Source organism: Pseudomonas sp. C8002 (assembly GCF_013385765.1).
Taxonomy (GTDB): domain Bacteria; phylum Pseudomonadota; class Gammaproteobacteria; order Pseudomonadales; family Pseudomonadaceae; genus Aquipseudomonas.
In genome coordinates this window covers 367297-388028 of the sequence record NZ_JACAPJ010000005.1, presented here as the reverse complement: position 1 = coordinate 388028, position 20732 = coordinate 367297, and the positions used below count along the sequence as shown (strand labels likewise).

General features: G+C 61.0%; 22 protein-coding genes and 1 pseudogene. 13 read left to right on the top strand and 10 right to left on the bottom strand.

Annotation, left to right across the window (positions count from 1 at the left end; genetic code table 11):
* Nucleotides 1-98 precede the first annotated feature (98 nt).
* Nucleotides 99-845, bottom strand: a complete 747-nt coding sequence (locus HX814_RS08405) for a LytTR family DNA-binding domain-containing protein (RefSeq protein WP_003208820.1) — start codon at nt 843-845, stop codon at nt 99-101.
* Nucleotides 846-1408: 563 nt separating this feature from the next.
* Here HX814_RS08405 and argH point away from each other — a divergent pair.
* A complete protein-coding gene (gene argH / locus HX814_RS08400) occupies nt 1409-2803 on the top strand; it encodes an argininosuccinate lyase (RefSeq protein WP_177009064.1) in 1395 nt (464 codons plus the stop codon).
* A gap of 110 nt (nt 2804-2913) precedes the next feature.
* Here argH and HX814_RS08395 read toward each other — a convergent pair whose 3' ends face one another.
* Nucleotides 2914-3573 (bottom strand): glutathione S-transferase family protein, encoded by a 660-nt coding sequence (locus HX814_RS08395; protein WP_102604068.1) that lies wholly within the window; start codon nt 3571-3573, stop codon nt 2914-2916.
* 125 nt (nt 3574-3698) lie between these two features.
* Between HX814_RS08395 and HX814_RS08390 the strand changes: the two genes are divergently transcribed.
* The 3 genes from HX814_RS08390 to HX814_RS08380 all read left to right on the top strand — a co-directional run bounded on the left by HX814_RS08390 (nt 3699) and on the right by HX814_RS08380 (nt 7386).
* On the top strand, nt 3699-3983 hold the full coding sequence (locus tag HX814_RS08390; RefSeq protein ID WP_003208814.1) for a hypothetical protein: 285 nt from the start codon (nt 3699-3701) through the stop codon (nt 3981-3983).
* Between the two features lie 148 nt (nt 3984-4131).
* Complete coding sequence (locus HX814_RS08385) at nt 4132-4380, top strand: TIGR02647 family protein (protein ID WP_003208812.1); 249 nt, start codon at nt 4132-4134, stop codon at nt 4378-4380.
* A gap of 168 nt (nt 4381-4548) precedes the next feature.
* A complete protein-coding gene (locus HX814_RS08380) occupies nt 4549-7386 on the top strand; it encodes a class I adenylate cyclase (protein WP_177009063.1) in 2838 nt (945 codons plus the stop codon).
* On the opposite strand, the gene rnk is transcribed toward HX814_RS08380, so the two are convergent.
* From rnk to cyaY, 3 genes are all read right to left on the bottom strand, one after another.
* Nucleotides 7383-7793: a nucleoside diphosphate kinase regulator gene (rnk, locus tag HX814_RS08375; protein WP_003208808.1), complete on the bottom strand. Its 411-nt coding sequence runs from the start codon at nt 7791-7793 to the stop codon at nt 7383-7385. The two genes, HX814_RS08380 and rnk, sit on opposite strands and share 4 nt — an antisense overlap.
* Before the next feature lie 131 nt (nt 7794-7924).
* Nucleotides 7925-8143: a DUF1289 domain-containing protein gene (locus HX814_RS08370; RefSeq protein ID WP_003208805.1), complete on the bottom strand. Its 219-nt coding sequence runs from the start codon at nt 8141-8143 to the stop codon at nt 7925-7927.
* A 2-nt stretch (nt 8144-8145) separates the two neighbouring features.
* Nucleotides 8146-8478: an iron donor protein CyaY gene (gene cyaY, locus HX814_RS08365; protein ID WP_003208803.1), complete on the bottom strand. Its 333-nt coding sequence runs from the start codon at nt 8476-8478 to the stop codon at nt 8146-8148.
* A gap of 239 nt (nt 8479-8717) precedes the next feature.
* On the opposite strand from cyaY, the gene HX814_RS08360 reads away from it, so the two are divergent.
* Genes HX814_RS08360 through HX814_RS08335 form a run of 6 tightly spaced genes read left to right on the top strand, consistent with a single transcriptional unit; the run spans nt 8718 to nt 13298 of the window.
* Nucleotides 8718-8879 (top strand): lipoprotein, encoded by a 162-nt coding sequence (locus HX814_RS08360; protein ID WP_003208801.1) that lies wholly within the window; start codon nt 8718-8720, stop codon nt 8877-8879.
* A 9-nt stretch (nt 8880-8888) separates the two neighbouring features.
* The gene (gene lysA, locus HX814_RS08355) at nt 8889-10136 is read left to right on the top strand and encodes a diaminopimelate decarboxylase (RefSeq protein ID WP_008439346.1); all 1248 of its coding nucleotides are present in this window, start codon (nt 8889-8891) and stop codon (nt 10134-10136) included.
* A gap of 4 nt (nt 10137-10140) precedes the next feature.
* Nucleotides 10141-10971: a diaminopimelate epimerase gene (gene dapF, locus HX814_RS08350; protein ID WP_008439347.1), complete on the top strand. Its 831-nt coding sequence runs from the start codon at nt 10141-10143 to the stop codon at nt 10969-10971.
* 13 nt (nt 10972-10984) lie between these two features.
* Nucleotides 10985-11701: a DUF484 family protein gene (locus HX814_RS08345; protein WP_003208796.1), complete on the top strand. Its 717-nt coding sequence runs from the start codon at nt 10985-10987 to the stop codon at nt 11699-11701.
* Nucleotides 11702-11703: 2 nt separating this feature from the next.
* Nucleotides 11704-12603, top strand: a complete 900-nt coding sequence (xerC, locus tag HX814_RS08340) for a tyrosine recombinase XerC (RefSeq protein WP_008439350.1) — start codon at nt 11704-11706, stop codon at nt 12601-12603.
* A complete protein-coding gene (locus tag HX814_RS08335) occupies nt 12600-13298 on the top strand; it encodes an HAD family hydrolase (RefSeq protein WP_008439351.1) in 699 nt (232 codons plus the stop codon). The genes xerC and HX814_RS08335 overlap by 4 nt, the downstream gene beginning before the upstream one ends.
* A gap of 257 nt (nt 13299-13555) precedes the next feature.
* Here HX814_RS08335 and sutA read toward each other — a convergent pair whose 3' ends face one another.
* The 4 genes from sutA to glnK form a co-directional block, all read right to left on the bottom strand.
* Nucleotides 13556-13882: a transcriptional regulator SutA gene (gene sutA / locus HX814_RS08330; protein WP_003208791.1), complete on the bottom strand. Its 327-nt coding sequence runs from the start codon at nt 13880-13882 to the stop codon at nt 13556-13558.
* Nucleotides 13883-13985: 103 nt separating this feature from the next.
* The gene (locus tag HX814_RS08325) at nt 13986-14411 is read right to left on the bottom strand and encodes a secondary thiamine-phosphate synthase enzyme YjbQ (protein WP_003208787.1); all 426 of its coding nucleotides are present in this window, start codon (nt 14409-14411) and stop codon (nt 13986-13988) included.
* 209 nt (nt 14412-14620) lie between these two features.
* Nucleotides 14621-15961, bottom strand: coding sequence for an ammonium transporter (locus HX814_RS08320; RefSeq protein WP_008439352.1), 1341 nt, complete (start codon nt 15959-15961; stop codon nt 14621-14623).
* Nucleotides 15962-15995: 34 nt separating this feature from the next.
* Nucleotides 15996-16334: a P-II family nitrogen regulator gene (gene glnK, locus HX814_RS08315; protein WP_002555808.1), complete on the bottom strand. Its 339-nt coding sequence runs from the start codon at nt 16332-16334 to the stop codon at nt 15996-15998.
* Between the two features lie 473 nt (nt 16335-16807).
* Between glnK and HX814_RS08310 the strand changes: the two genes are divergently transcribed.
* Entirely contained in the window at nt 16808-17017 is a 210-nt protein-coding gene (locus HX814_RS08310) for an accessory factor UbiK family protein (protein WP_371103568.1), read from the top strand.
* A gap of 52 nt (nt 17018-17069) precedes the next feature.
* On the opposite strand, the gene cfa is transcribed toward HX814_RS08310, so the two are convergent.
* On the bottom strand, nt 17070-18152 hold the full coding sequence (gene cfa, locus HX814_RS08305; protein ID WP_008439353.1) for a cyclopropane fatty acyl phospholipid synthase: 1083 nt from the start codon (nt 18150-18152) through the stop codon (nt 17070-17072).
* A gap of 263 nt (nt 18153-18415) precedes the next feature.
* On the opposite strand from cfa, the gene HX814_RS08300 reads away from it, so the two are divergent.
* Both HX814_RS08300 and HX814_RS08295 read left to right on the top strand, forming a co-directional pair.
* Nucleotides 18416-19324, top strand: a complete 909-nt coding sequence (locus HX814_RS08300; protein ID WP_003208779.1) for a LysR family transcriptional regulator — start codon at nt 18416-18418, stop codon at nt 19322-19324.
* A 97-nt stretch (nt 19325-19421) separates the two neighbouring features.
* Nucleotides 19422-20327 (top strand): annotated as a pseudogene (locus tag HX814_RS08295) (YifB family Mg chelatase-like AAA ATPase); the annotation flags it as partial.
* Nucleotides 20328-20732: the final 405 nt, after the last annotated feature.

Sequence of the window (20732 nt, the reverse complement as noted above, 5' to 3'; positions counted from 1 at the left end):
CTCAGGCAAATGCGCTTTGATTTGAATCAGCAAGTGCGGGGCCTCCCTGGCCGCGTCGCACCGGGATATGGGCAGTGAAGCTCGCGTCAGCCCTCGGGCTAAAGCTGCTGCATCATCTTGCGCACACCGGCGACATGGCGCCGGCTGACGATCAACGCGTCGCCATTGAGGCCCTTCAGGAACAGCTGAAAGTGCCCAAGCGGCGTGCGCTGCAGACGCTCGATTCGCTCGCGGGCCACCAGCGCATTGCGGTGGATGCGCACAAAGCGGTCGCCAAATTCATCTTCCAGCGCCTTGAGTGGCTCATCGAGCAGCACTTCACCGGCCTCGTGACGCAAGGTCACGTACTTGTGATCGGCGATGAAGTAGACCACCTGGTCCAGGGGAATCAACTCGATGCCCTTGCGGGTACGGGCGCTGATATGGCTGCGTGGCCCGTTGCCGCCCTGGGCTGCGGGCTGGGTCAAGGCTGCCAGTTGGACACGATTGGGACGCTCGGCCTTTTTCAAGGCGCGAAGCAACGCATCGGCATTGATCGGCTTGACCAGGAAACTGGCGCCGCTGGCATCCAGGGCCTCGGAAGAGAACTCATCCTGGGAGGCGCACAGCACCACCGAAGGCGGCGACTCTCGCTCGCTCAGGCGGGCAGCCACCTGCAAGCCATCAAGGCCCGGCATGCGGATGTCGAGCAACACGACGTCCGGCTTGAGGCTGTCAATAAGGGCCAAGGCTTCCTCGCCACTGGTGGCGCTCGGCTCAAGGACATTGTAACCCTCGAGTTCACTGACCAAACGGCTCAGTCGCTCGCGGGCTTGGGGTTCGTCATCAACGATCAGGACATTCATATTGCGCTGGATTCCTGCGTGAGTCTCGCACAAGGATAGCGTAGACAGGTGCGGTGACTTCCGTCACGGCGATCCACGCTAAGACTAGCGCGAGCGGCAAAAAGTGCCCCGAGAGTGGCACCAATATTTACCCGGACCTGTTCAATCGCGCCCAAAGCCTGCTGCCTTCGGGCATCGTCGTAGGGTTTGCTGATACACAATACGAACACCCCCTCTCTAATGGATAGCCTGGAGTTCGACCTCATCGCCCGGCATTGGTGCAGTGCACCTTCCGTCAGCGCGAAGCTCTATCAGTGCAACTGTAGACGCTGGCGAAGACGATATTGCTCAATCGTCAAATATCGTTTCAATAAACACGCTTTGTTTGACCAAGGACCGCAAGTTTCCCCCCCCGATCGGTCCTGGCTCCAGTCTCGTCCTGCGCGAGTCCGGGGGCAAGGCACTTAGCCATCTTGGAAACAAATAAAAATGCCCCGCCCCGGCATCGTCGCCTCCGGGGGCAACCCTGTTATTATCGGCGCCACACTTTCATGCCCTCTTTCCAGCAGATCACGAGCGAATCCATGAGCACCGACAAGACCAACCAGTCCTGGGGCGGCCGCTTCAGTGAACCCGTCGACGCCTTCGTCGCGCGCTTCACCGCCTCCGTCACTTTCGACCAGCGCCTCTACCGCCACGACATCATGGGCTCGATCGCCCACGCCACGATGCTGGCCAAGGTCGGCGTGCTGACCGACGCCGAGCGCGACAGCATCATCGACGGCCTGACCACCATCCGTGGCGAGATCGAAGCCGGTACCTTCGACTGGCGCGTCGACCTGGAAGACGTGCACATGAACATCGAGGCCCGCCTCACCGACCGCATCGGTGTGACCGGCAAGAAACTGCACACCGGTCGCAGCCGTAACGACCAGGTGGCTACCGATATCCGCCTGTGGCTGCGGGACGAGATCGACCTGATCCTGGCAGAAATCACCCGCCTGCAAAAAGGCCTGCTGGAGCAGGCAGAGCGTGAGTCCGGCACCATCATGCCCGGCTTCACCCACCTGCAGACCGCACAGCCTGTGACCTTCGGCCACCATCTGCTGGCCTGGTTCGAAATGCTCAGCCGCGACTACGAGCGCCTGGTGGACTGCCGCAAGCGCGCCAACCGCATGCCTCTGGGCAGCGCTGCACTGGCTGGCACCACCTACCCGATCGACCGCGAATACACCGCGCAGCTGCTGGGTTTCGACGCCGTGGGCGGCAACTCCCTGGACGGCGTGTCGGACCGTGACTTCGCCATCGAATTCTGCGCCGCGGCCAGCATTGCGATGATGCACTTGTCGCGCTTCTCCGAAGAGCTGGTGCTGTGGACCAGCGCGCAATTCCAGTTCATTGACCTGCCGGACCGCTTCTGCACCGGCAGCTCGATCATGCCGCAAAAGAAAAACCCCGACGTGCCGGAGCTGGTACGCGGCAAGAGCGGCCGTGTATTCGGTGCGCTGATGGGCCTGTTGACCCTGATGAAAGGCCAACCGCTGGCCTACAACAAGGACAACCAGGAAGACAAGGAACCGCTGTTCGACGCCGCCGATACACTGCGCGACTCGCTGCGAGCCTTTGCCGACATGATCCCGGCGATCAAGCCCAAGCACGCCATCATGCGTGAAGCGGCCCTGCGCGGTTTCTCCACCGCCACAGACCTGGCGGACTACCTGGTACGCCGTGGCCTGCCGTTCCGCGACTGCCACGAGATCGTCGGGCATGCCGTGAAGTACGGCGTGGACACCGGCAAGGACCTGGCGGAAATGAGCCTGGAAGAACTGCGCCAGTTCAGCGACCACATCGAGCAGGACGTGTTTGCGGTGCTGACCCTGGAAGGCTCGGTGAATGCCCGTAACCATATCGGCGGGACTGCGCCGGCGCAGGTGAAGGCTGCCGTGGTTCGCGGCCAGGCATTGCTCGCCAGCCGCTAAAAGCTTCGCGAGCAAGCCCGCTCCCACATTCGACTGCATTCCAAAGGTGGAACTCGGTCAAATGTGGGAGCGGGCTTGCTCGCGAAAGCCTCATCACAAACACCCAAGATCTATTTCTTGGCAGCAATCATCGCCATAAACGCCGGCATTGCCGCTTCCTTGTCCGCCGCCACCCGCTGGGCATTCGGCAGCGCCTGCAAGCGCTCCAGCAACGCCTTGGCCTTCGGCAACTCAGCCAACAGATCCAGCCCGAACAGCTTCCCGGCCACGGCACAGGCCAGGTCCACGCTGTACACAAAATACAAATCCGCAATCGTGAAACTGTCCCCCGCCACATACGGCGCAAACTTCCCGTGCCGCCCCAGCGATGCGATCCCCAGCAATAACTCCGCCCTGGACTTTTCCTTGATCGCCTCCGGCACCGGCATTCCGAAAAACGCCTCGGCAAAACACGCCCGGGCCGGCAACTCGATGTACAGCTCGATTTCCCTGCACAACGCCAGCACCTGGGCGCGCTGGAACGGCTCGTTCGGCAGCAGCGATCGCCCGCCCTGGGTCTGTTCGAGGTATTCGAGGATCACGCTGGTTTCGTTGATAAACCCTTGCTCGACACCCAGCACCGGCACCTTGCCCCGCGGGCTCACGGCCAGCGCTTCCGGGGTTTGGCCTGCGTAGAACGGCACCTCTTCGAAGGGCAGCCCTTTCTCCAGCAGCGCCAGTTTGACCATGTTGTAGTAGTTGCTGACCGAAAATCCATAAAGCTTGAGCATCACAAAGCCTCCAGGCCGTGTACGGGGTTGGCAGCAGTGGTTATAGATCGGGAGGCCGCGCCTGGCCAGCAGCATCAGCCGAGTGAATGGGGGTAGACTGGCGCCCTTTCCTCCAGGAGCCTGCCATGAGCGAGCCAACCGATATCGACAACGACGAAGAAGAGTTCGCCGAGACCACCTTGATTGAAGCGATCGAAAACCAGATCGAAAGCGACAACCCGCCCGCCGCCAAGGCCACGTTCAACAAGCTGACCCTGGTGGGCTACGAGCGCGAAGACATCCTGCAAATGATGGCCCACGTCCTCGCCATCGAAATTGACGCGCTGCTCGAAGAAGATCGCGCCTTCAATACCGAATGGTATGAAACTGCGTTGCGTGCGCTGCCGGAGCTGCCGCCCGAGAAGCAATAAGCCTCACACCGCGCTGGCCAGCAAACTCTTGCTGGCCACAATCCTGCCCCACATCAACACCGCATGAGTTCCGACTGGACAGCTCGCCCAAGTGCGTTCACCTTATGGCTGCTAACGTCTAAAAATTCCTAGAAAGTCTGGAGTCCTTATGTCGTATACCCCTGAGTTGGTTGCCGAACTGGAAATCCTTGCACTCTTCAACCTGGGCAGCTCCCAGGAAGGTCTGAAAGTTCATCAGACTGCCGCTCCCACTGCCATTGCCGCCGCCCGGCGCCTGTTTGATAAAGACCTGATCGACCAGCCAGACGGTGGTTACCTCACCAGCCTCGGCCGGGACGCTGCCGAACACGCACAAAGCCTGCTGACTATTCTGACGACCGCCAAAGAAGCCGCCTGACACCTCGTATCGCCCACGGGATCCTCTCTTCACGGATTCCGCGGGCATTCCCGCGCCCGGGATAAAATTCCGGCGTCAAAAACAAATTCCCTCTAAACCTCCTACGCTACTGGCTGTAAACTCCCACACGGCCGCCCACGTCGGGCCCTGCGAGCCACCGAGTTCGACATGACCCGCACCCACGAAATCCGCCCCGACCTGGACGAAGGCATCGACCGCAAGGTGCTGGCCCAGTTACGCGCGCGGTTTCTGGCCCTGAACGAAGGCCGCATGGCCCGGGCCGTCGAGGGGCTGACGCCACGCCAGCAAAGCGTATTGACCCTGCTGCCGCTGTTTTTCCACGTGAATCACCCGCTGTTGCCGGGCTATGTGTCGGGCAGCACGCCGGCCGGCCTGTCGAATTTTGAACCCGACGCGCAAGCCTTGGCCGAGGCCCAGCGCCTGACCCGCACGTTTTCCTACAAGCCCCGCCACGGCAACCCACCGCGGCCGATTCATGGCCTGTTCCTGATGGGCAGCCTGGGCACCCTGGCCCAGGCCGATCAAAGTGATATGGACGTGTGGGTCTGCCATGCGGCCGATCTCAGCGAGAACGAGCTGGCCGAGTTGCGCAAGAAATGCCAACTGCTCGAAACCTGGGCCCTGAGCATGGGCGCCGAGGCGCACTTCTTCCTGATCGAGCCGACGCGGTTTATCCAGGGCGAGCGCGACACCCAGCTGAGTTCAGAAGACTGCGGCACCAGCCAGCATTACCTGCTGCTGGACGAGTTCTACCGCACCGCCATCTGGCTGGCCGGGCGCACGCCGATCTGGTGGCTGGTGCCGGTGTACGAAGAAACCCGCTATGCCGACTTCACCCACGCGCTGATTTCCAAACGCTTTATTCGCGCCGATGAAACCCTCGACCTGGGCCACCTGGCGCACATCCCGCCGGGTGAATTTATCGGTGCCGGCTTGTGGCAGTTGTTCAAGGGCATCGAATCGCCCTACAAATCAGTACTGAAACTCCTGCTGACCGAGGTCTACGCCAGCGAGCACCCGAAGGTGCAGTGCCTGAGCCTGCGCTTCAAGCGCGCTGTGTTTGCCAATCAGCTGGACCTGGACGAACTGGACCCGTACATCGTCGTCTACCGCCGGATCGAGGAGTACCTCAAGGCCCGTAATGAGCCGGAACGCCTGGAACTGGTGCGGCGCAGCCTGTACCTGAAGGTCAACCGCAAGCTCAGCGCGGGCCAGCGCACCGGGTGGCAGCGTTTGCTGCTGGAGCGCCTGGCCAGCGAATGGGGTTGGGACCAGCGCCAACTGGCCCTGCTGGACAGCCGCAGCCAATGGAAAGTCCGCCAGGTGGCCTCCGAGCGCCGGGCGCTGGTCAACGAGCTGAACTACAGCTATCGCTTCCTGACCCAGTTTGCCCGCACCGAACAGACCGTCAGCCTGATCAATAAGCGCGATCTCAATGTGCTGGGCCGGCGTCTGTACGCTGCCTTCGAGCGCAAGGCCGGCAAGGTCGAGTTCATCAACCCCGGCATTGCGCCCGACCTTGCCGAAGACACCCTGACCCTGGTGCAGTCGCCCAACCGCAAAGAGCCCGGCCAGCATCATTGGGGCTTGTACAACGGCAGCCTGACCGCCCTGGAATGGGAGCACTTCGCGCCGATCAAGCGCAGCCGCGATTTGCTGGAAATGCTCACCTGGTGCCACCGCAACGGCGTGATCGACAGCAGTACCCGCCTGGCGCTGCATCCCGGCAGCAGTGACATGACCGAATTCGAGCTGTTCAACCTGCTGGGCAGCCTGCAACAAACCGTCGTCCTGCCCCTGGCCAGCGTCGATGAAGACCGCCTGCTGCGCTCGGCAGTGCCCGAGGAAGTGCTGCTGCTGATCAACGTCGGCGTCGACCCGCTCAAGCATCATCGCGACCTGAACATCCTGATGACCACCGAGCGCACCGACTCCCTGAGTTACGCGGGCGTACGGGAAAACCTGGTGCTGACCCTGGACCAGGTCACGCTCAACAGTTGGAACGAGGTGATGGTCAGCCGCTATGACGGCCCCCACGCGCTGCTCGATTGCCTGCGCGACTACCTCAATCAGCTACCGCCCAATCACTTGCCGCGCTTGCGGGTGCGCTGTTTCTGCCACAACCGCGCGCAGTTCATTGCCCAGCGCGTGGAAGAAATCTTCGACACTGCGCAAAACCTGCTGCTGGGCCAGGAAAACCATCGCTACCTGGTGCAGGTGCAGCAGCACTACCACGTGATGGAGCTGACACCCGGCCAGGCCAACCATGTGTCACTGGCGACCCAGGACGCGCTGATCGCCTACCTCAGTGAGGAACTGGCCAGCTACAGCCCGCTGCACCTGGACACCATGGCCCTGGAAGACCACGACCTGGCGCTGCTGCTGCCCATGGGCCTGCCCGACTGTGTGCAGGTGTTCTACCGGATCAACGACGGAGTTGCCGAGCTGTACGTGCTGGATGAGTTCAACGCGCTCTGGCAGCAGCGCCTGCCGTTCCACGACGAGCAAAGCCTGTTGGTGCCATTGCAACGCTTCCTGCAGTCGATCATTTATCGCCGCGACGCGCTGCTGCCGCTGGACCCGCAACAGCCCTTCGGCGCGGTGCAAATCCTGTATTACCAGCTGTTGCCGTCAGGCAGCGGCCGTGCACGGCGGGCCGAACCGCGCCCAGCGCCGCAAACCCCGGCCAACAAGCCGTTCTACGACGTGCAGGCGATTATCGGCAAGGCAGCACCGGGCCAGGTGGGGATCACCTTGTACTGCAATCAACGGGAGTTTTCCGAGCTGGAATTTGGCGACCAACTGTTTGCGGTGGTCGCCCAGCAAATCGTCGGGCAACGCCGGGAAGCCGAGCGTTACCGCTGCTACATCACCGATCTGGACCTGTCCGGCCTGCTCGGTGATGTTCAAAGCCCGAGCAATCTGTACCTGCGCTACAAGGCTGATCTGGAACTGGCGCTCAATGAAGCGCTGAACCAGGTTTAGAGAGGAAAGGCGCCACCGTCTTTCGGCTGGCCTTCGACGCCGAGCAATTCAAGCTTGAGGGTCTTGCCACCCGGTGCTGGCCAGTCGATGTGCTGGCCGACTTGCAGGCCCAGCAATGCACTGCCCACCGGCGCCAGGATCGAGATTTTGCCTTCGTCGGCGTTCGCGTCCTTGGGGTAGACCAGGGTCAGGTGATAGTCCTTGCCACTGCCTTGTTCACGGCAATGCACGCTGGAGTTCATGGTCACGACAGATGCAGGCACTTCATCGTGGCCAACCACTTCTTCGGCGCGGTCGAGTTCGTGTTGCAGGGCTTCAACGCCCGGCGACGCCTCGCCGACACGGTCGATCAGTTGCTCAAGACGCTGCACGTCAAGACGGGTGAGGATGATGGAAGGTGCGGTCATGATTCAGGCAGACTCCTTTTTTCTGCACAAAAAAGCAAAACCCCGCCAGGAAAAGGCGGGGTTCTCACGGACCTCGATGAGTTGAGGTGTATCCGGACACTACCACAGCACAATAAATAAACAAGACGGCCTCAGGCGCAGGTCCTGCGCTGCTCGGCCTGGGCGACGATCACGCGGCGTCGCGCATCGTCGGCAGAGCGCCATTCGCGGATGTCTTCCACATGACGGAAGCAACCGAGGCAGACTTTGTGCTCATCCAGCCGACATAAACTGATACAAGGTGACGGCACCGCCGGGCTGACATTGCTGAACAGCGGCTTGGGCGGGCGTACGGGAACGGGCTGCGTCACGATCAGATCTCGTCGAAGTCCAGCTCGACGCCGGCTTGTTCCTGGGTGAGGCGCGCGAGCATTTCGCTCAGCAGCTCATCGGTGGTGTCGTGGGTCCAGCGTTTTTCTTCTTCATCGTAATCGAAGTGAAAACCACCGGAACGCGCCGCCAGCCATAGCTGACGCAGGGGCTCCTGGCGGCTGAAAATCAATTGGGTGCCATTTTCAAACTTGACGGTGAGCACACCGGCCGAGTTCTCCAGGTCCACATCCAGACCGCTGTCGTCGAAAATATCCTCCAGCGCTTGCTGGGTCGCATCCACCAGGTCGTGAAAACGGGCTTCGGTCAAACTCATTGTGGGAACCTCGAAAAGTGTCTGGTCTCGCTCAAGCGCCGCACAATACGGACGCGCCATCATGATTGCAAAGGATACCGATTTCATTACCCACAGCCGTGTGAATTATCCTCGATTGGTGTAAGCACAATCGCGACAAACTCGGCAAAGCCCCGCCGGACGGGTATTTCGGCGCATAGGCAATCCGGCGGGTGGTCGGTATACTCGGGCGCAATTAATGCATATTCAAGGATTTCGCCATGAAGCGCCTGATCTCTTCCCTTGCTGCGCTCGTCGCGGTCGCTTGCCTCGTTAGTGCCTGTGGTCAAAAAGGCCCGCTGTATCTGCCCGATGACAGCAAAGACCCGAATGAACAGGCGCAATCGTCGCAAACCAAAGCGCACAAGCACGACACCTACTAAGGGAACATCATGGACGCTTTTAACTACCGGGACGGCGAGCTGTTCGCGGAAGGTGTCGCGCTGTCCGCCATCGCCGAGCGCTTTGGTACCCCGACCTACGTGTACTCCCGTGCCCACATCGAAGCGCAATACCGCTCCTTTGCCGATGCGCTGGAAGGCACGCCGAGCCTGGTGTGCTTCGCCGTAAAAGCCAACTCCAACCTGGGTGTACTCAATGTCCTGGCGCGCCTGGGCGCCGGTTTCGACATTGTGTCCCGGGGCGAGCTTGAGCGTGTACTGGCCGCCGGCGGCAAGGCTGACAAAATTGTGTTCTCCGGTGTCGGCAAGAGCCGCGAAGACATGCGCCGCGCCCTGGAAGTTGGCGTGCACTGCTTCAACGTCGAATCCACCGACGAGCTGGAGCGCCTGCAAGTGGTGGCCGCCGAGATGGGCGTTCGCGCGCCGATCTCCCTGCGGGTCAACCCGGACGTCGACGCCGGCACTCACCCGTACATTTCCACCGGTCTCAAAGAGAACAAGTTCGGCATCGCCATTGCCGACGCCGAGGACGTGTACATCCGCGCCGCGCAGTTGCCGAACCTGGAAGTCTTGGGTGTCGACTGCCATATCGGCTCGCAACTGACCAGCCTGCCACCGTTCCTCGACGCCCTCGACCGCCTGCTGGCGCTGGTCGACCGCCTCGGCGAGTGCGGCATCTACCTGCACCACATCGACCTCGGTGGCGGCGTGGGTGTGCGTTATCGCGACGAAGAGCCGCCGCTGGTGTCCGACTACATCAAGGCCGTGCGCGAGCGCCTCGAAGGCCGCGACCTGACGCTGATGTTCGAGCCGGGCCGCTACATCGTCGCCAACGCCGGCCTGCTGCTGACCCAGGTCGAGTACCTCAAGCACACCGAGCACAAGGATTTCGCCATCGTCGACGCGGCGATGAACGACCTGATCCGTCCGGCGCTGTACCAGGCCTGGATGAATGTGACGGCCGTCAAGCCACGCGCAGGCGAAGGCCGCAGCTACGATATCGTCGGCCCGATCTGCGAGACCGGCGACTTCCTGGCCAAGGAACGTCAGCTGGCCCTGGAAGAAGGCGACCTGCTGGCCGTGCATTCGGCCGGTGCCTATGGGTTTGTCATGAGCTCCAACTACAACACCCGCGGGCGTACCGCCGAGGTGCTGGTGGACGGTGATCAAGCGTTTGAAGTGCGTCGCCGCGAGACGGTAGCCGAGTTGTTTGCTGGCGAAAGCCTGCTGCCGGAGTAAGGTCATGTTGCTGCGTTTTACCAAGATGCACGGGCTGGGCAATGACTTCATGGTCCTCGACCTGGTCAGCCAGCACGCGCACATCCTGCCCAAGCACGCCAAGCTGTGGGGCGACCGGCACACCGGTGTCGGCTTCGACCAATTGTTGCTGGTGGAAGCGCCGAGTAACCCGGAAGTGGATTTCCGTTACCGGATCTTCAACTCCGATGGCTCCGAAGTGGAACAGTGCGGCAATGGTGCCCGCTGTTTCGCCCGTTTTGTCCTGGACAAGCGCCTGACCGCCAAGCGGCAGATTCGCGTCGAGACCAAAAGCGGCATCATCGAGCTGGATATTCGCAGCGACGGCCAGATCGGCGTCAACATGGGCGCGCCACGGCTGGTGCCGGCGGACATTCCGTTCCAGGCCACCGAGCAAGCCCTGAGCTACCCGGTGGACGTGGACGGCAAGACCGTCAACCTGGCTGCCGTGTCCATGGGCAACCCCCATGCCGTGTTGCGGGTGGATGACATCAACAACGCGCCGGTGCATGAACTGGGGCCGAAGATCGAAAACCACCCGCGCTTTCCCGCGCGGGTCAATGTGGGCTTCCTGCAGGTCATCGACCGTTCCCGTGCGCAGTTGCGCGTCTGGGAACGCGGGGCCGGCGAAACCCAGGCTTGCGGTACCGGCGCCTGCGCCGCTGCCGTAGCCGCGATCAGCCAGGGGTGGATGGATTCGCCGCTGCTGATCGACCTGCCCGGTGGACGCCTGTCCATTGAATGGGCAGGCCCCGGCCAACCGGTGAAAATGACCGGCCCGGCCACCCGCGTCTACGAAGGACAGGTCCGTCTATGAGTGAGCAAATCTAATGACTGATAAGCCTCAAGTACCCGCGCAAGCATCCCCAAGCGAAAGTCTGGAGGCCGCAGCCGTTGCGGCGTATCTGGAGGCTAACCCGGACTTCTTCGTCGAACACGAAGAACTGCTGCCGGCCCTGCGTATTCCCCACCAGCGCGGCGATACCGTGTCGCTGGTGGAGCGGCAGATGAAGATCCTGCGCGAGCGCAATATCGAAATGCGCCATCGGCTCTCGCAGCTGATGGATGTGGCCCGCGACAACGACCGCCTGTTCGACAAGACTCGCCGCCTGGTCCTGACCCTGATGGACGCCGCCAGCCTGGAAGAAGCGGTGATCGCCGTCGAAGACAGCCTGCGCCAGGATTTCCAGGTGCCCTTTGTCAGCCTGATCCTGTTCAGCGACAACCCGATGCCGGTGGGTCGCTGGGTCAGCGGCAGCGATGCCCAGACCGCGATTGGCGGCCTGCTGTCCGAAGGCAAGACCATCAGCGGCACCTTGCGCGAGCATGAACTGGACTTCCTGTTTGGCGCCGAGCAGCGCCAGCAGATCGGCTCCACCGCCGTGGTTGCCCTCAGTCATCAAGGTTTGCATGGCGTGCTGGCCATCGCCAGCCGTGATCCGCAGCATTACAAAAGCTCGGTGGGCACGCTGTTCCTGAGCTACATCGCCGAAGTGCTGGGCCGCGTCCTGCCACGCTTCACCAGCGCATTGCGCGCGGTGCGCTAGCCATGGAACGACAACTGGACGCCTACTGCGCTCACCTGCGCAGCGAGCGCCAGGTGTCGCCGCATACCCTGGAAGCCTACCGGCGGGACTTGAACAAGGTCCTGGCGTTCTGCGAGAAACAACACATCGGCAGCTGGAAGGCCCTGGACATCCAGGGTCTGCGCAGCCTGATCGCCCGCCTGCACCAGCAAGGCCAATCCTCCCGCAGCCTGGCGCGCCTGCTGTCGGCGGTACGCGGCCTCTATCACTACCTGAACCGCGAAGGCCTGTGCGACCACGACCCGGCCAACGGCCTGGCGCCGCCCAAGGGTGAACGCCGCCTGCCCAAGACCCTCGACACCGACCGTGCCCTGCAATTGCTCGACGGCGCCGTGGAGGACGACTTCCTGGCTCATCGCGACCAGGCGATCCTCGAACTCTTCTACTCCTCGGGCCTGCGCCTGTCGGAGCTGACCGGGCTTAACCTCGATCAACTGGACCTGGCGGATGGCCTGGTGCAGGTGCTCGGCAAAGGCAGCAAGACCCGCGTATTACCCGTGGGCAAGAAGGCCCGCGAAGCCTTGCTGCTGTGGCTGCCGCTGCGCGCCCTGGCCAACCCGGCGGACGACGCGGTGTTTATCAGCCAGCAAGGCCGGCGCCTCGGGCCCCGGGCCATACAAGTGCGGGTCAAGGCCGCCGGCGAGCGCGAACTGGGGCAGAACCTGCACCCGCACATGCTCCGGCACTCCTTTGCCAGCCACTTGCTGGAGTCCTCCCAGGACCTGCGTGCGGTGCAGGAACTGCTGGGCCACTCCGACATCAAGACCACCCAGATCTACACCCACCTGGACTTCCAGCACCTGGCAACGGTGTACGACAGCGCCCATCCACGGGCCAAACGCATTAAGGGCAGTGACTCATGAGCATCAAGCTGATCACCTTCGACCTGGACGATACGCTCTGGGATAACGTGCCGGTCATCATCAGCGCCGAGGCATCGATGCGCGAGTGGCTGGCGACCCACGCCACCAAGGTGGGCGACTTGCCCCTGGAGAAGTTTGCCAGCCTTCGCCAGCAGGTGCTGGAGCGTCATCCCGAGCTGAAATATCGCATCAGCGTGTTGCGTCACAAGGTGCTGCAATACGCCTTCGAGGAAGCCGGGTACCCGCTGCCGGAAGCGGCGCAGATGGCGGATGTGTGCTTTGAAGCGTTCATCCATGCCCGGCATCAACTCACCGTATTCCCCGAAGCGGAACCGATGCTGCAAGCACTGCGCCGCGACTATCTACTGGGGGTGATTACCAACGGTAATGCCGATGTGCAACGTGTGGGGCTGGCGGATTACTTCCACTTTGCGCTGCGGGCTGAAGACATTGGTATCGCCAAGCCGGATGCGCGGTTGTTTCAGGAAGCCTTGCAGCGCGGTGGCGTAGCGCCGGGCGCGGCAGTGCATGTGGGTGATCATCCAGGGGATGACATTGCCGGTGCGCAGCAGGCGGGGCTGCGGGCGGTGTGGTTCAACCCGGCAGGCAAGGCCTGGGAGGCCGAGAAATTGCCGGATGCCGAGATTCGCAGCCTGACCGAGCTACCCGACGTGCTAGCCCGCTGGAATGCATAACCTGATGATGAAGGGCTTTTGTGGCGAGGGAGCTTGCTCCCGCTGGGCTGCGAAGCGGCCCCTGAACCAGCCACGACGGCCTTTCTGAAAGACCGCGTCGACCCAACCAGGGGCCGCTTCGCGCCCCAACGGGAGCAAGCTCCCTCGCCACACACGCTCTTCATCCTTGGATGGGTGTTGGCCCTGACCATTTTTTGTAGCGCCCATGAAAAAGCCCGCAGCGACGGCGGGCTTTTTCAGCAAGCAAACAGCAGGCCTTAGATAGGCCGGCTGCCGTACTTGTTATCCGGCTTCTTCGGTGGATCTGCCACCACGTTAGCCTCGACTTCCTGCACTTTGCCGCCTTTGGCGAGGAATTCTTCCATCGCCCGGGCCAGCGCATCGCGCTCTTTGTTCTTGGCTTCTACGCTCGGCAACTCGTCAACCGACACTGCAGCCTTGGCCTTGCCCTTGGCTGCCGGGACCGGTGCATCGTCGCCACCGTCGTCGTCAGCCACGTCTTCGGCAGCCGCCTCAAGACCTTCTTCGGTTTCGTCGTCGTCGCCTACTTCGAGGTCGTCGTTTTCCAGATCATCGTCGCTCATGTTCTACCTCATGACTTGCGAAAAGCAGATTAGTTATAGCCCAGCTTCGCCGCCTGTCGACGGCCGCCGGAAAAAAATCAACATCCACCGGTTAACCAGTGGCTTATGCCCCATCACCGTGCAAGGTGGCGAGGACTTTACGAGCACCGCCATGATCACGGTGCTCGCCCAGATAAACACCTTGCCAGGTCCCCATCGCCAAGCGGCCGGCCCTTACCGGCAAACTCAGCTGACAGCCCAGCAGACTGGCCTTGAAGTGCGCCGGCAGATCATCCGGACCCTCGTCGTTGTGTTCATATCCCGCCGTGCCTTGCGGCACCAGCGCATTGAAAAAACGCTCGAAGTCACGGCGAACCGCCGGGTCGGCATTCTCGTTGACCGTCAACGAGGCCGAGGTGTGCTGCAGCCACAAATGCAACAGTCCCACCCGACAGGCCTTCAATTCAGGCAGGCCGGCGAGCAACTCGTCCGTCACCAGATGAAAGCCCCGGGGCTTGGCCCGCAGGGTTATCAGGGTCTGTTGCCACATACAGTTCTCCGCCTATCGGCGCGCATTCTAGCGCGCTCAGGGAAAAAACAAAGTGCCGAATACGCCTACATGCCTGTAAGACATTCGCACACTGAAAAGTGCAGTGCGGATCCCATCACAAAGTCGCAAAAAAACCCATACACCTTTAGCCACAGACAAACCCAAGGCAAAAAAATGCCCGGCAAGCCGGGCATCTTTTTTTCGCGTACTTACAAGTTGTAGCCGCGCTCGTTGTGTTGCGCCAGATCGAGGCCAACCGCCTCTTCTTCTTCGGTCACCCGCAGGCCCATCACCACGTCCAGCACCTTGAGGATGATGTACGTCACGATAGCGGTGTAGATGACGGTGAAGCCGACGCCTTTAGCCTGAACCCAGACCTGTGCGGCAATGTCGGTAGTAGCGGCGTTGAAGCCACCCATCGACGGTGCGGCGAACACGCCGGTCAGGATCGCGCCGAGGATACCGCCGATACCATGCACGCCGAAGGCGTCCAGGGAGTCGTCGTAGCCCAGTTTGCGTTTCAGGGTAGTGGCGCAGAAGAAGCACACTACACCAGCAGCCAGGCCGATCACCAGGGCACCCATCGGGCCCACGGTGCCAGCGGCTGGGGTGATTGCCACCAGGCCCGCAACCACACCCGAGGCGATGCCCAGTGCGCTTGGCTTGCCGTGGGTGACCCACTCGGCGAACATCCAGCCCAGGGCCGCAGCAGCGGTAGCGATCTGGGTCACCAGCATCGCCATGCCGGCAGTGCCGTTGGCCGCAGCAGCGGAGCCGGCGTTGAAGCCGAACCAGCCGACCCACAGCATCGCCGCGCCCACCAGGGTGTAACCGAGGTTGTGCGGGGCCATTGGGGTGGTTGGGAAGCCTTTACGCTTGCCGAGTACCAGGCACGCTACCAGGCCGGCCACACCGGCGTTGATGTGCACCACGGTGCCGCCTGCGAAGTCGAGCACGCCCCAGTCGCCCAGCAACGAACCCGGACCGCCCCATACCATGTGGGCGATCGGTGCGTAGACCAGGGTGAACCAGACGCCCATGAAGATCAGCATCGCGGAGAACTTCATCCGCTCGGCGAATGCACCGACGATCAGCGCCGGGGTGATGATCGCGAAGGTCATCTGGAAGGTCACGAACACGGCCTCAGGGAACAACGCCGCCGGGCCGGTGATGCTGGCCGGGGTCACACCCGAGAGGAACAGTTTGGACAAGCCACCCACAAACGAGTTGAGGTTGACGACGCCTGCTTCCATACCGGTGGTGTCGAACGCCATGCTGTAGCCGTACACGAACCACAGGATGGTGATCAGGCCGGTGATGGCAAAGCACTGCATCATCACGGAAAGAATGTTTTTGGAGCGAACCATGCCGCCGTAGAACAGCGCGAGGCCTGGAATGGTCATGAACAGCACCAGCGCGGTGGACGTGAGCATCCACGCGGTGTCGCCGGAATTGAGGACTGGAGCAGGTACTGGGTCCGCCGCCATGGCCAGGGCCGGCATTACGAGGGACAACAGGGCTCCTAGCCCTGCGAATTTACGCAGAGTCATATTGTTTTCTCCTGGGGCGTTGGGGTTTGGCGGCTTAGATTGCGTCGGTATCGGTTTCGCCGGTACGGATGCGAATAGCCTGTTCCAGATTGACCACGAAGATCTTGCCGTCACCGATCTTGCCGGTGTTGGCGGCCTTGGTTATCGCCTCGATAACCCGGTCAAGATCCTTGTCGTCAATGGCGACATCAATCTTCACCTTTGGCAGGAAATCGACCACGTATTCCGCGCCGCGATACAGCTCGGTGTGACCCTTCTGCCGACCGAAGCCTTTGACCTCAGTAACGGTAATGCCCTGCACGCCGATCTCGGACAGTGACTCGCGTACATCGTCCAACTTGAACGGCTTGATGATGGCAGTGACTAGCTTCATGAAAACTCTCTCCCGAATTGGTGGACTTGCCCCAGGAAAACAAACCCGTCTCAAGTCTAAGCGCAGTGCCTGGCTTTGTAACGCTTCGTCGCCCTGGCATTTGCCATTGCGACGCTCGCTAACCACTGGTGACGAAACATGTACCGCTGGTCCGTCGGCGCACTGCATCGTCACAGCGACTGCATCAGTGCATGGGTCATGATCGTCTAAGCAGAAAGCTTGCCAGCTCCGTAAAAATCACTGAAATCAGTCCTTTGTTCGCCTGTGCCCACCTACCCGGCGCCACGACAGCGAAGATACGCACGAAAACGGTGCGCGACCGCCCGTCCTCATGCGCGAAAAGCGTGCGCCGCAGGGGCTGGAAAAGACTATAGACGCTGCGTGATACACTGCCGGCCAACAGATTTTCCGGACTATTTCCCATGCTCGCGCCCAAAGACCTCCTCGACGCCCTGAGCGGCCACGCCTCCCGCCTGTTCAGCAGCGACACGCCGCTGCCACGCAATGAAATTGAAAGCCAGTTCAAGGCGCTGCTGCAAAGCGGTTTCAGCAAGCTGGACCTGGTAAGCCGGGAAGAGTTTGATAGCCAGATGGTGGTGTTGGCGCGCACTCGGGCGCGGTTGGAAAGCCTTGAGGCCAAGGTGGCGGAGCTGGAAGCGCGATTGACGCCTGCCGCCGAATAAGCCGGCCCAACCGGGGCAGGTTTCGCCTGTCCCCGTTAAACCGTTGCAACCCTCAGCTCACCCGCTGATACCCGCCGACAACCCCCTTCTTCGACAATACCCACTGCCACAGCTGGATATCCCGCGCGCGAAACGCCCCTGCACACGACAGCAGGTAATAGCGCCACATCCGGTAGAAACGCTGGCCAAAGGTGTCTGCGAAATCCGGCCACGCCAGTTCGAAGTTTTCGCACCAGGCCATCAGCGTCTTGTCGTAGTCGGCGCCAAAGTTGTGCAAATCCTCGGCAACAAATAACCCGTCCATGGCGTCGCCGATCTGCCCGATCGAGGGCAAATCACCGTTGGGAAAGATGTATTTGTCGATCCACGGATCCGGCGTGCTGTTGCGTTGGTTCTTGCCGATAGTGTGTAGCAGGAACAACCCATCGTCTTTCAGGCAGCGGTTGGCGACCTCCATATACGCCCGATGGTTCTTGCGCCCCACATGCTCGAACATGCCGACACTGGCGATATGGTCGAACTGCTCGTCGATATCCCGATAGTCCTGCAGACGAAACTCGATCGGCAGATGTGAATACTTGGCCCGCCCCCACTCCGCCTGCTCCTTGGAGATGGTTACGCCGACACACTCGACCCCATAGTGCTCGGCCGCATGGCTCATGAAACTGCCCCAGCCACAGCCGATATCCAGCACGCGCATGCCCGGCTTGAGCCCCAGTTTTTTACAGATCAGGTCCAGCTTGGCGAACTGCGCCTGCTCCAGGGTGGTGGCATCTTTCCAGTAGCCACAGGTGTAGGTCATGCGCGAGTCGAGCATGCGTGCGTAGAAGTCATTGCCGAGGTCGTAATGTGCTTCGCCGACTTGCCAGGCGCGCTTCTTGTTTTGCAGGTTCAGCCAGCGGGAGCTGAACGCGTGAAACAACAAGGTGGCCGGGTTGGCCTGGTCGATCACGCCGGAGCGCATGAGGCGGTAAAAAAACTCATCCAGCGCCTCGGCGTCCCAGCCGCCATCCATGTAGTCTTCGCCAAGGCCAAGATTGCCCTTGGCCAGGGCGAGATCAAATGTGGCACTGTGGTGCAGTTGCATATCGGCAGCCGATGGCCCGTTGACCTCGATCTGCGCCTGCGCCAGCAACTCCTTAACGAAGCGCGCTCCCTGAGACATCTCATCAGAACCGGAAAAAGAATGACGCGTTTTGTTAAGCACAGTTGCTCTCCAGAAATAGCGTTGCCTTTGATTCATACACTGCGAGAAATCTGGCCATGGAAGCGTCTGGCAAGGCCCTTAAGGCGTCATGGAAGCGCTGGCTGGGAACAGATGTAACAAATCTTATCCAGCCATTTTTTAAAGATATAATGAATTAATATTATGAAAACCATGCAAAATTGGAATGCAAGATGGACATTCGGGCGCTCCGTTATTTCGTAGAAGTCGTCGACCAGCAGAGCTTTACCAAAGCCGCTGTGAAGCTGCACCTGACCCAGCCAACAGTCAGCAAGATGGTGCAGCAATTGGAGTCGAGCCTGGGCCTGAAGCTGCTCGACCGCATGGGAAAACGCTTCACCCTGACGGACGCCGGGGAAATTGTGCTCAAGCGCGCCAAGGAAATGATCGCGCTGCACGATGAAATGACGGTAGAGCTGCAAGACTTGCAGCATGTCGGGCGCGGCGCCCTGCGCATGGGGCTTTCGCCCTCCACCCACCTCGCACTGGCGCCGATTTTTGCGGAGTATCACGCCCGTTACCCGAAGATCGAACTGAAACTGTTCGAAAGCGGCGGCAATATCACCATCCAGGATCTGCGCCAGGGCACGCTGGAGTTCGGCACCATCCTGGACTCGCCGCGCGTGGCGGATATCTGGTCCGAATTCGAATCCATGCCCCTGTTCGAATCGCCACTGTGCCTGCTCGCGCCCCATGACTCGCCCTGGCAAGGCCGCAGCTCGGTGGAGTTGAGCGAACTGCAAGCCTGCGAATTCATCTTTTACGATGACACCTTCACCCTGAACCAATTCGTACTTGATGCCTGTGCACAAGCCGGTTTTGAGCCGCGGATCAGTGGCCGCAGCAGCCAATGGGACTTTATTGCCTCCCTGGTACGACTGGGCGTGGGCATCACCCTGCTGCCCCGGGCATTCTGCGAAACCCTTGATGCGAGCCAGTTCAGCATCGCGGAAATACAGTCGCCGGCCCTGAACTGGCGACTGATGCTGGCGTGGCGTCGGCAGTGCAAATTGTCGTTTGCGGCGCAGGCGTGGTTGACGCTGGCGAAAGAGTTTCTGTGTGTGCCGCCGTCGGACCGCTAGCGCGATACGTTCTGTAAAACCTCGCCGCCGCGCGTCGCCATCACTCAACTACCCTTGAAAAACCGCAGGAAGCGGCCACTCATTTCAAGGAACCAGCATGTCCCTCGCCATCGTCCACAGCCGCGCCCAGATAGGCGTCGAAGCGCCCGCCGTCACTGTCGAGGTACACATGGCCAACGGCTTGCCGTCGCTGACGCTGGTGGGCCTGCCGGAAACCGCCGTCAAGGAAAGCAAAGACCGCGTGCGCAGTGCGATCCTCAACTCTGCGCTGCAATACCCGTCCCGTCGCATCACCCTCAATCTCGCACCCGCCGACCTCCCCAAGGACGGCGGGCGTTTTGATTTGGCGATTGCCCTGGGGATTCTCGCCGCCAGCGTGCAGGTACCGGCGCTGACCCTCGATAACGTGGAATGCCTGGGCGAGTTGGCGCTGTCCGGCGAGGTGCGGCCGGTGAAAGGTGTGTTGCCGGCAGCCCTGGCGGCGCGCAAGGTCGGGCGCACCTTGATCGTGCCACGGGCCAATGCCGAGGAAGCCTGCCTGGCCTCGGGGTTGAAGGTGATTGCCGTGGATCACCTGCTGCAAGTGGTGGCGCACCTGAACGGTCACGTGCCGATCGAGCCCTTCGTTTCCAGTGGCCTGATGTACTTGAACAAACCCTACCCCGACCTGAGTGAAGTGCAGGGCCAACTGGCAGCCAAGCGTGCGCTGTTGATCGCTGCGGCGGGCGCCCACAACCTGTTGCTCAGCGGGCCACCGGGCACCGGCAAGACCTTGCTCGCCAGCCGTCTACCAGGGTTGTTGCCGCCCTTGAGTGAACAGGAAGCGCTGGAGGTGGCGGCGATTCAATCGGTGGTCAGCCTGGCGCCGCTGAGCCATTGGCCACACCGGCCATTTCGCCAGCCGCACCATTCGGCATCCGGCCCGGCGCTGGTAGGCGGTGGCTCGAAACCGCAGCCGGGGGAAATCACCCTGGCCCATCATGGTGTGTTGTTTCTCGACGAGTTCAGTGCATTGCTTTATCCCCGGAGTCGTTCATTTGCGCTAAGCCTAAGTATCGTAGGACTGACAAGGCAAAGAGCTGATGTGAACGATGATTCACTTCAAAGCGCGCCCTAGCATTGCGCCCTAGGATTTGGTAACTCCCAATGCGTCGCTGCTGACACACGAACTGCATTTGAGAACGACCAGAGTCGATTCCCGACCGTTCGTCACCTCGATTTTCGAAGACTGAACCATCCCTTCTTAGTTATAACAATGGATATACTTAAAACATACTGTAAGGCTCTTTTAGCGCTTTGACTTGGTCATCGCTAGATAAACCTGGAGCTAATACCTTTTAAAAAACAAGTTAAGGGTAAAGTTAAAGTATATTCAACCTGTCAATTTATAATATTCATATCTGCCATT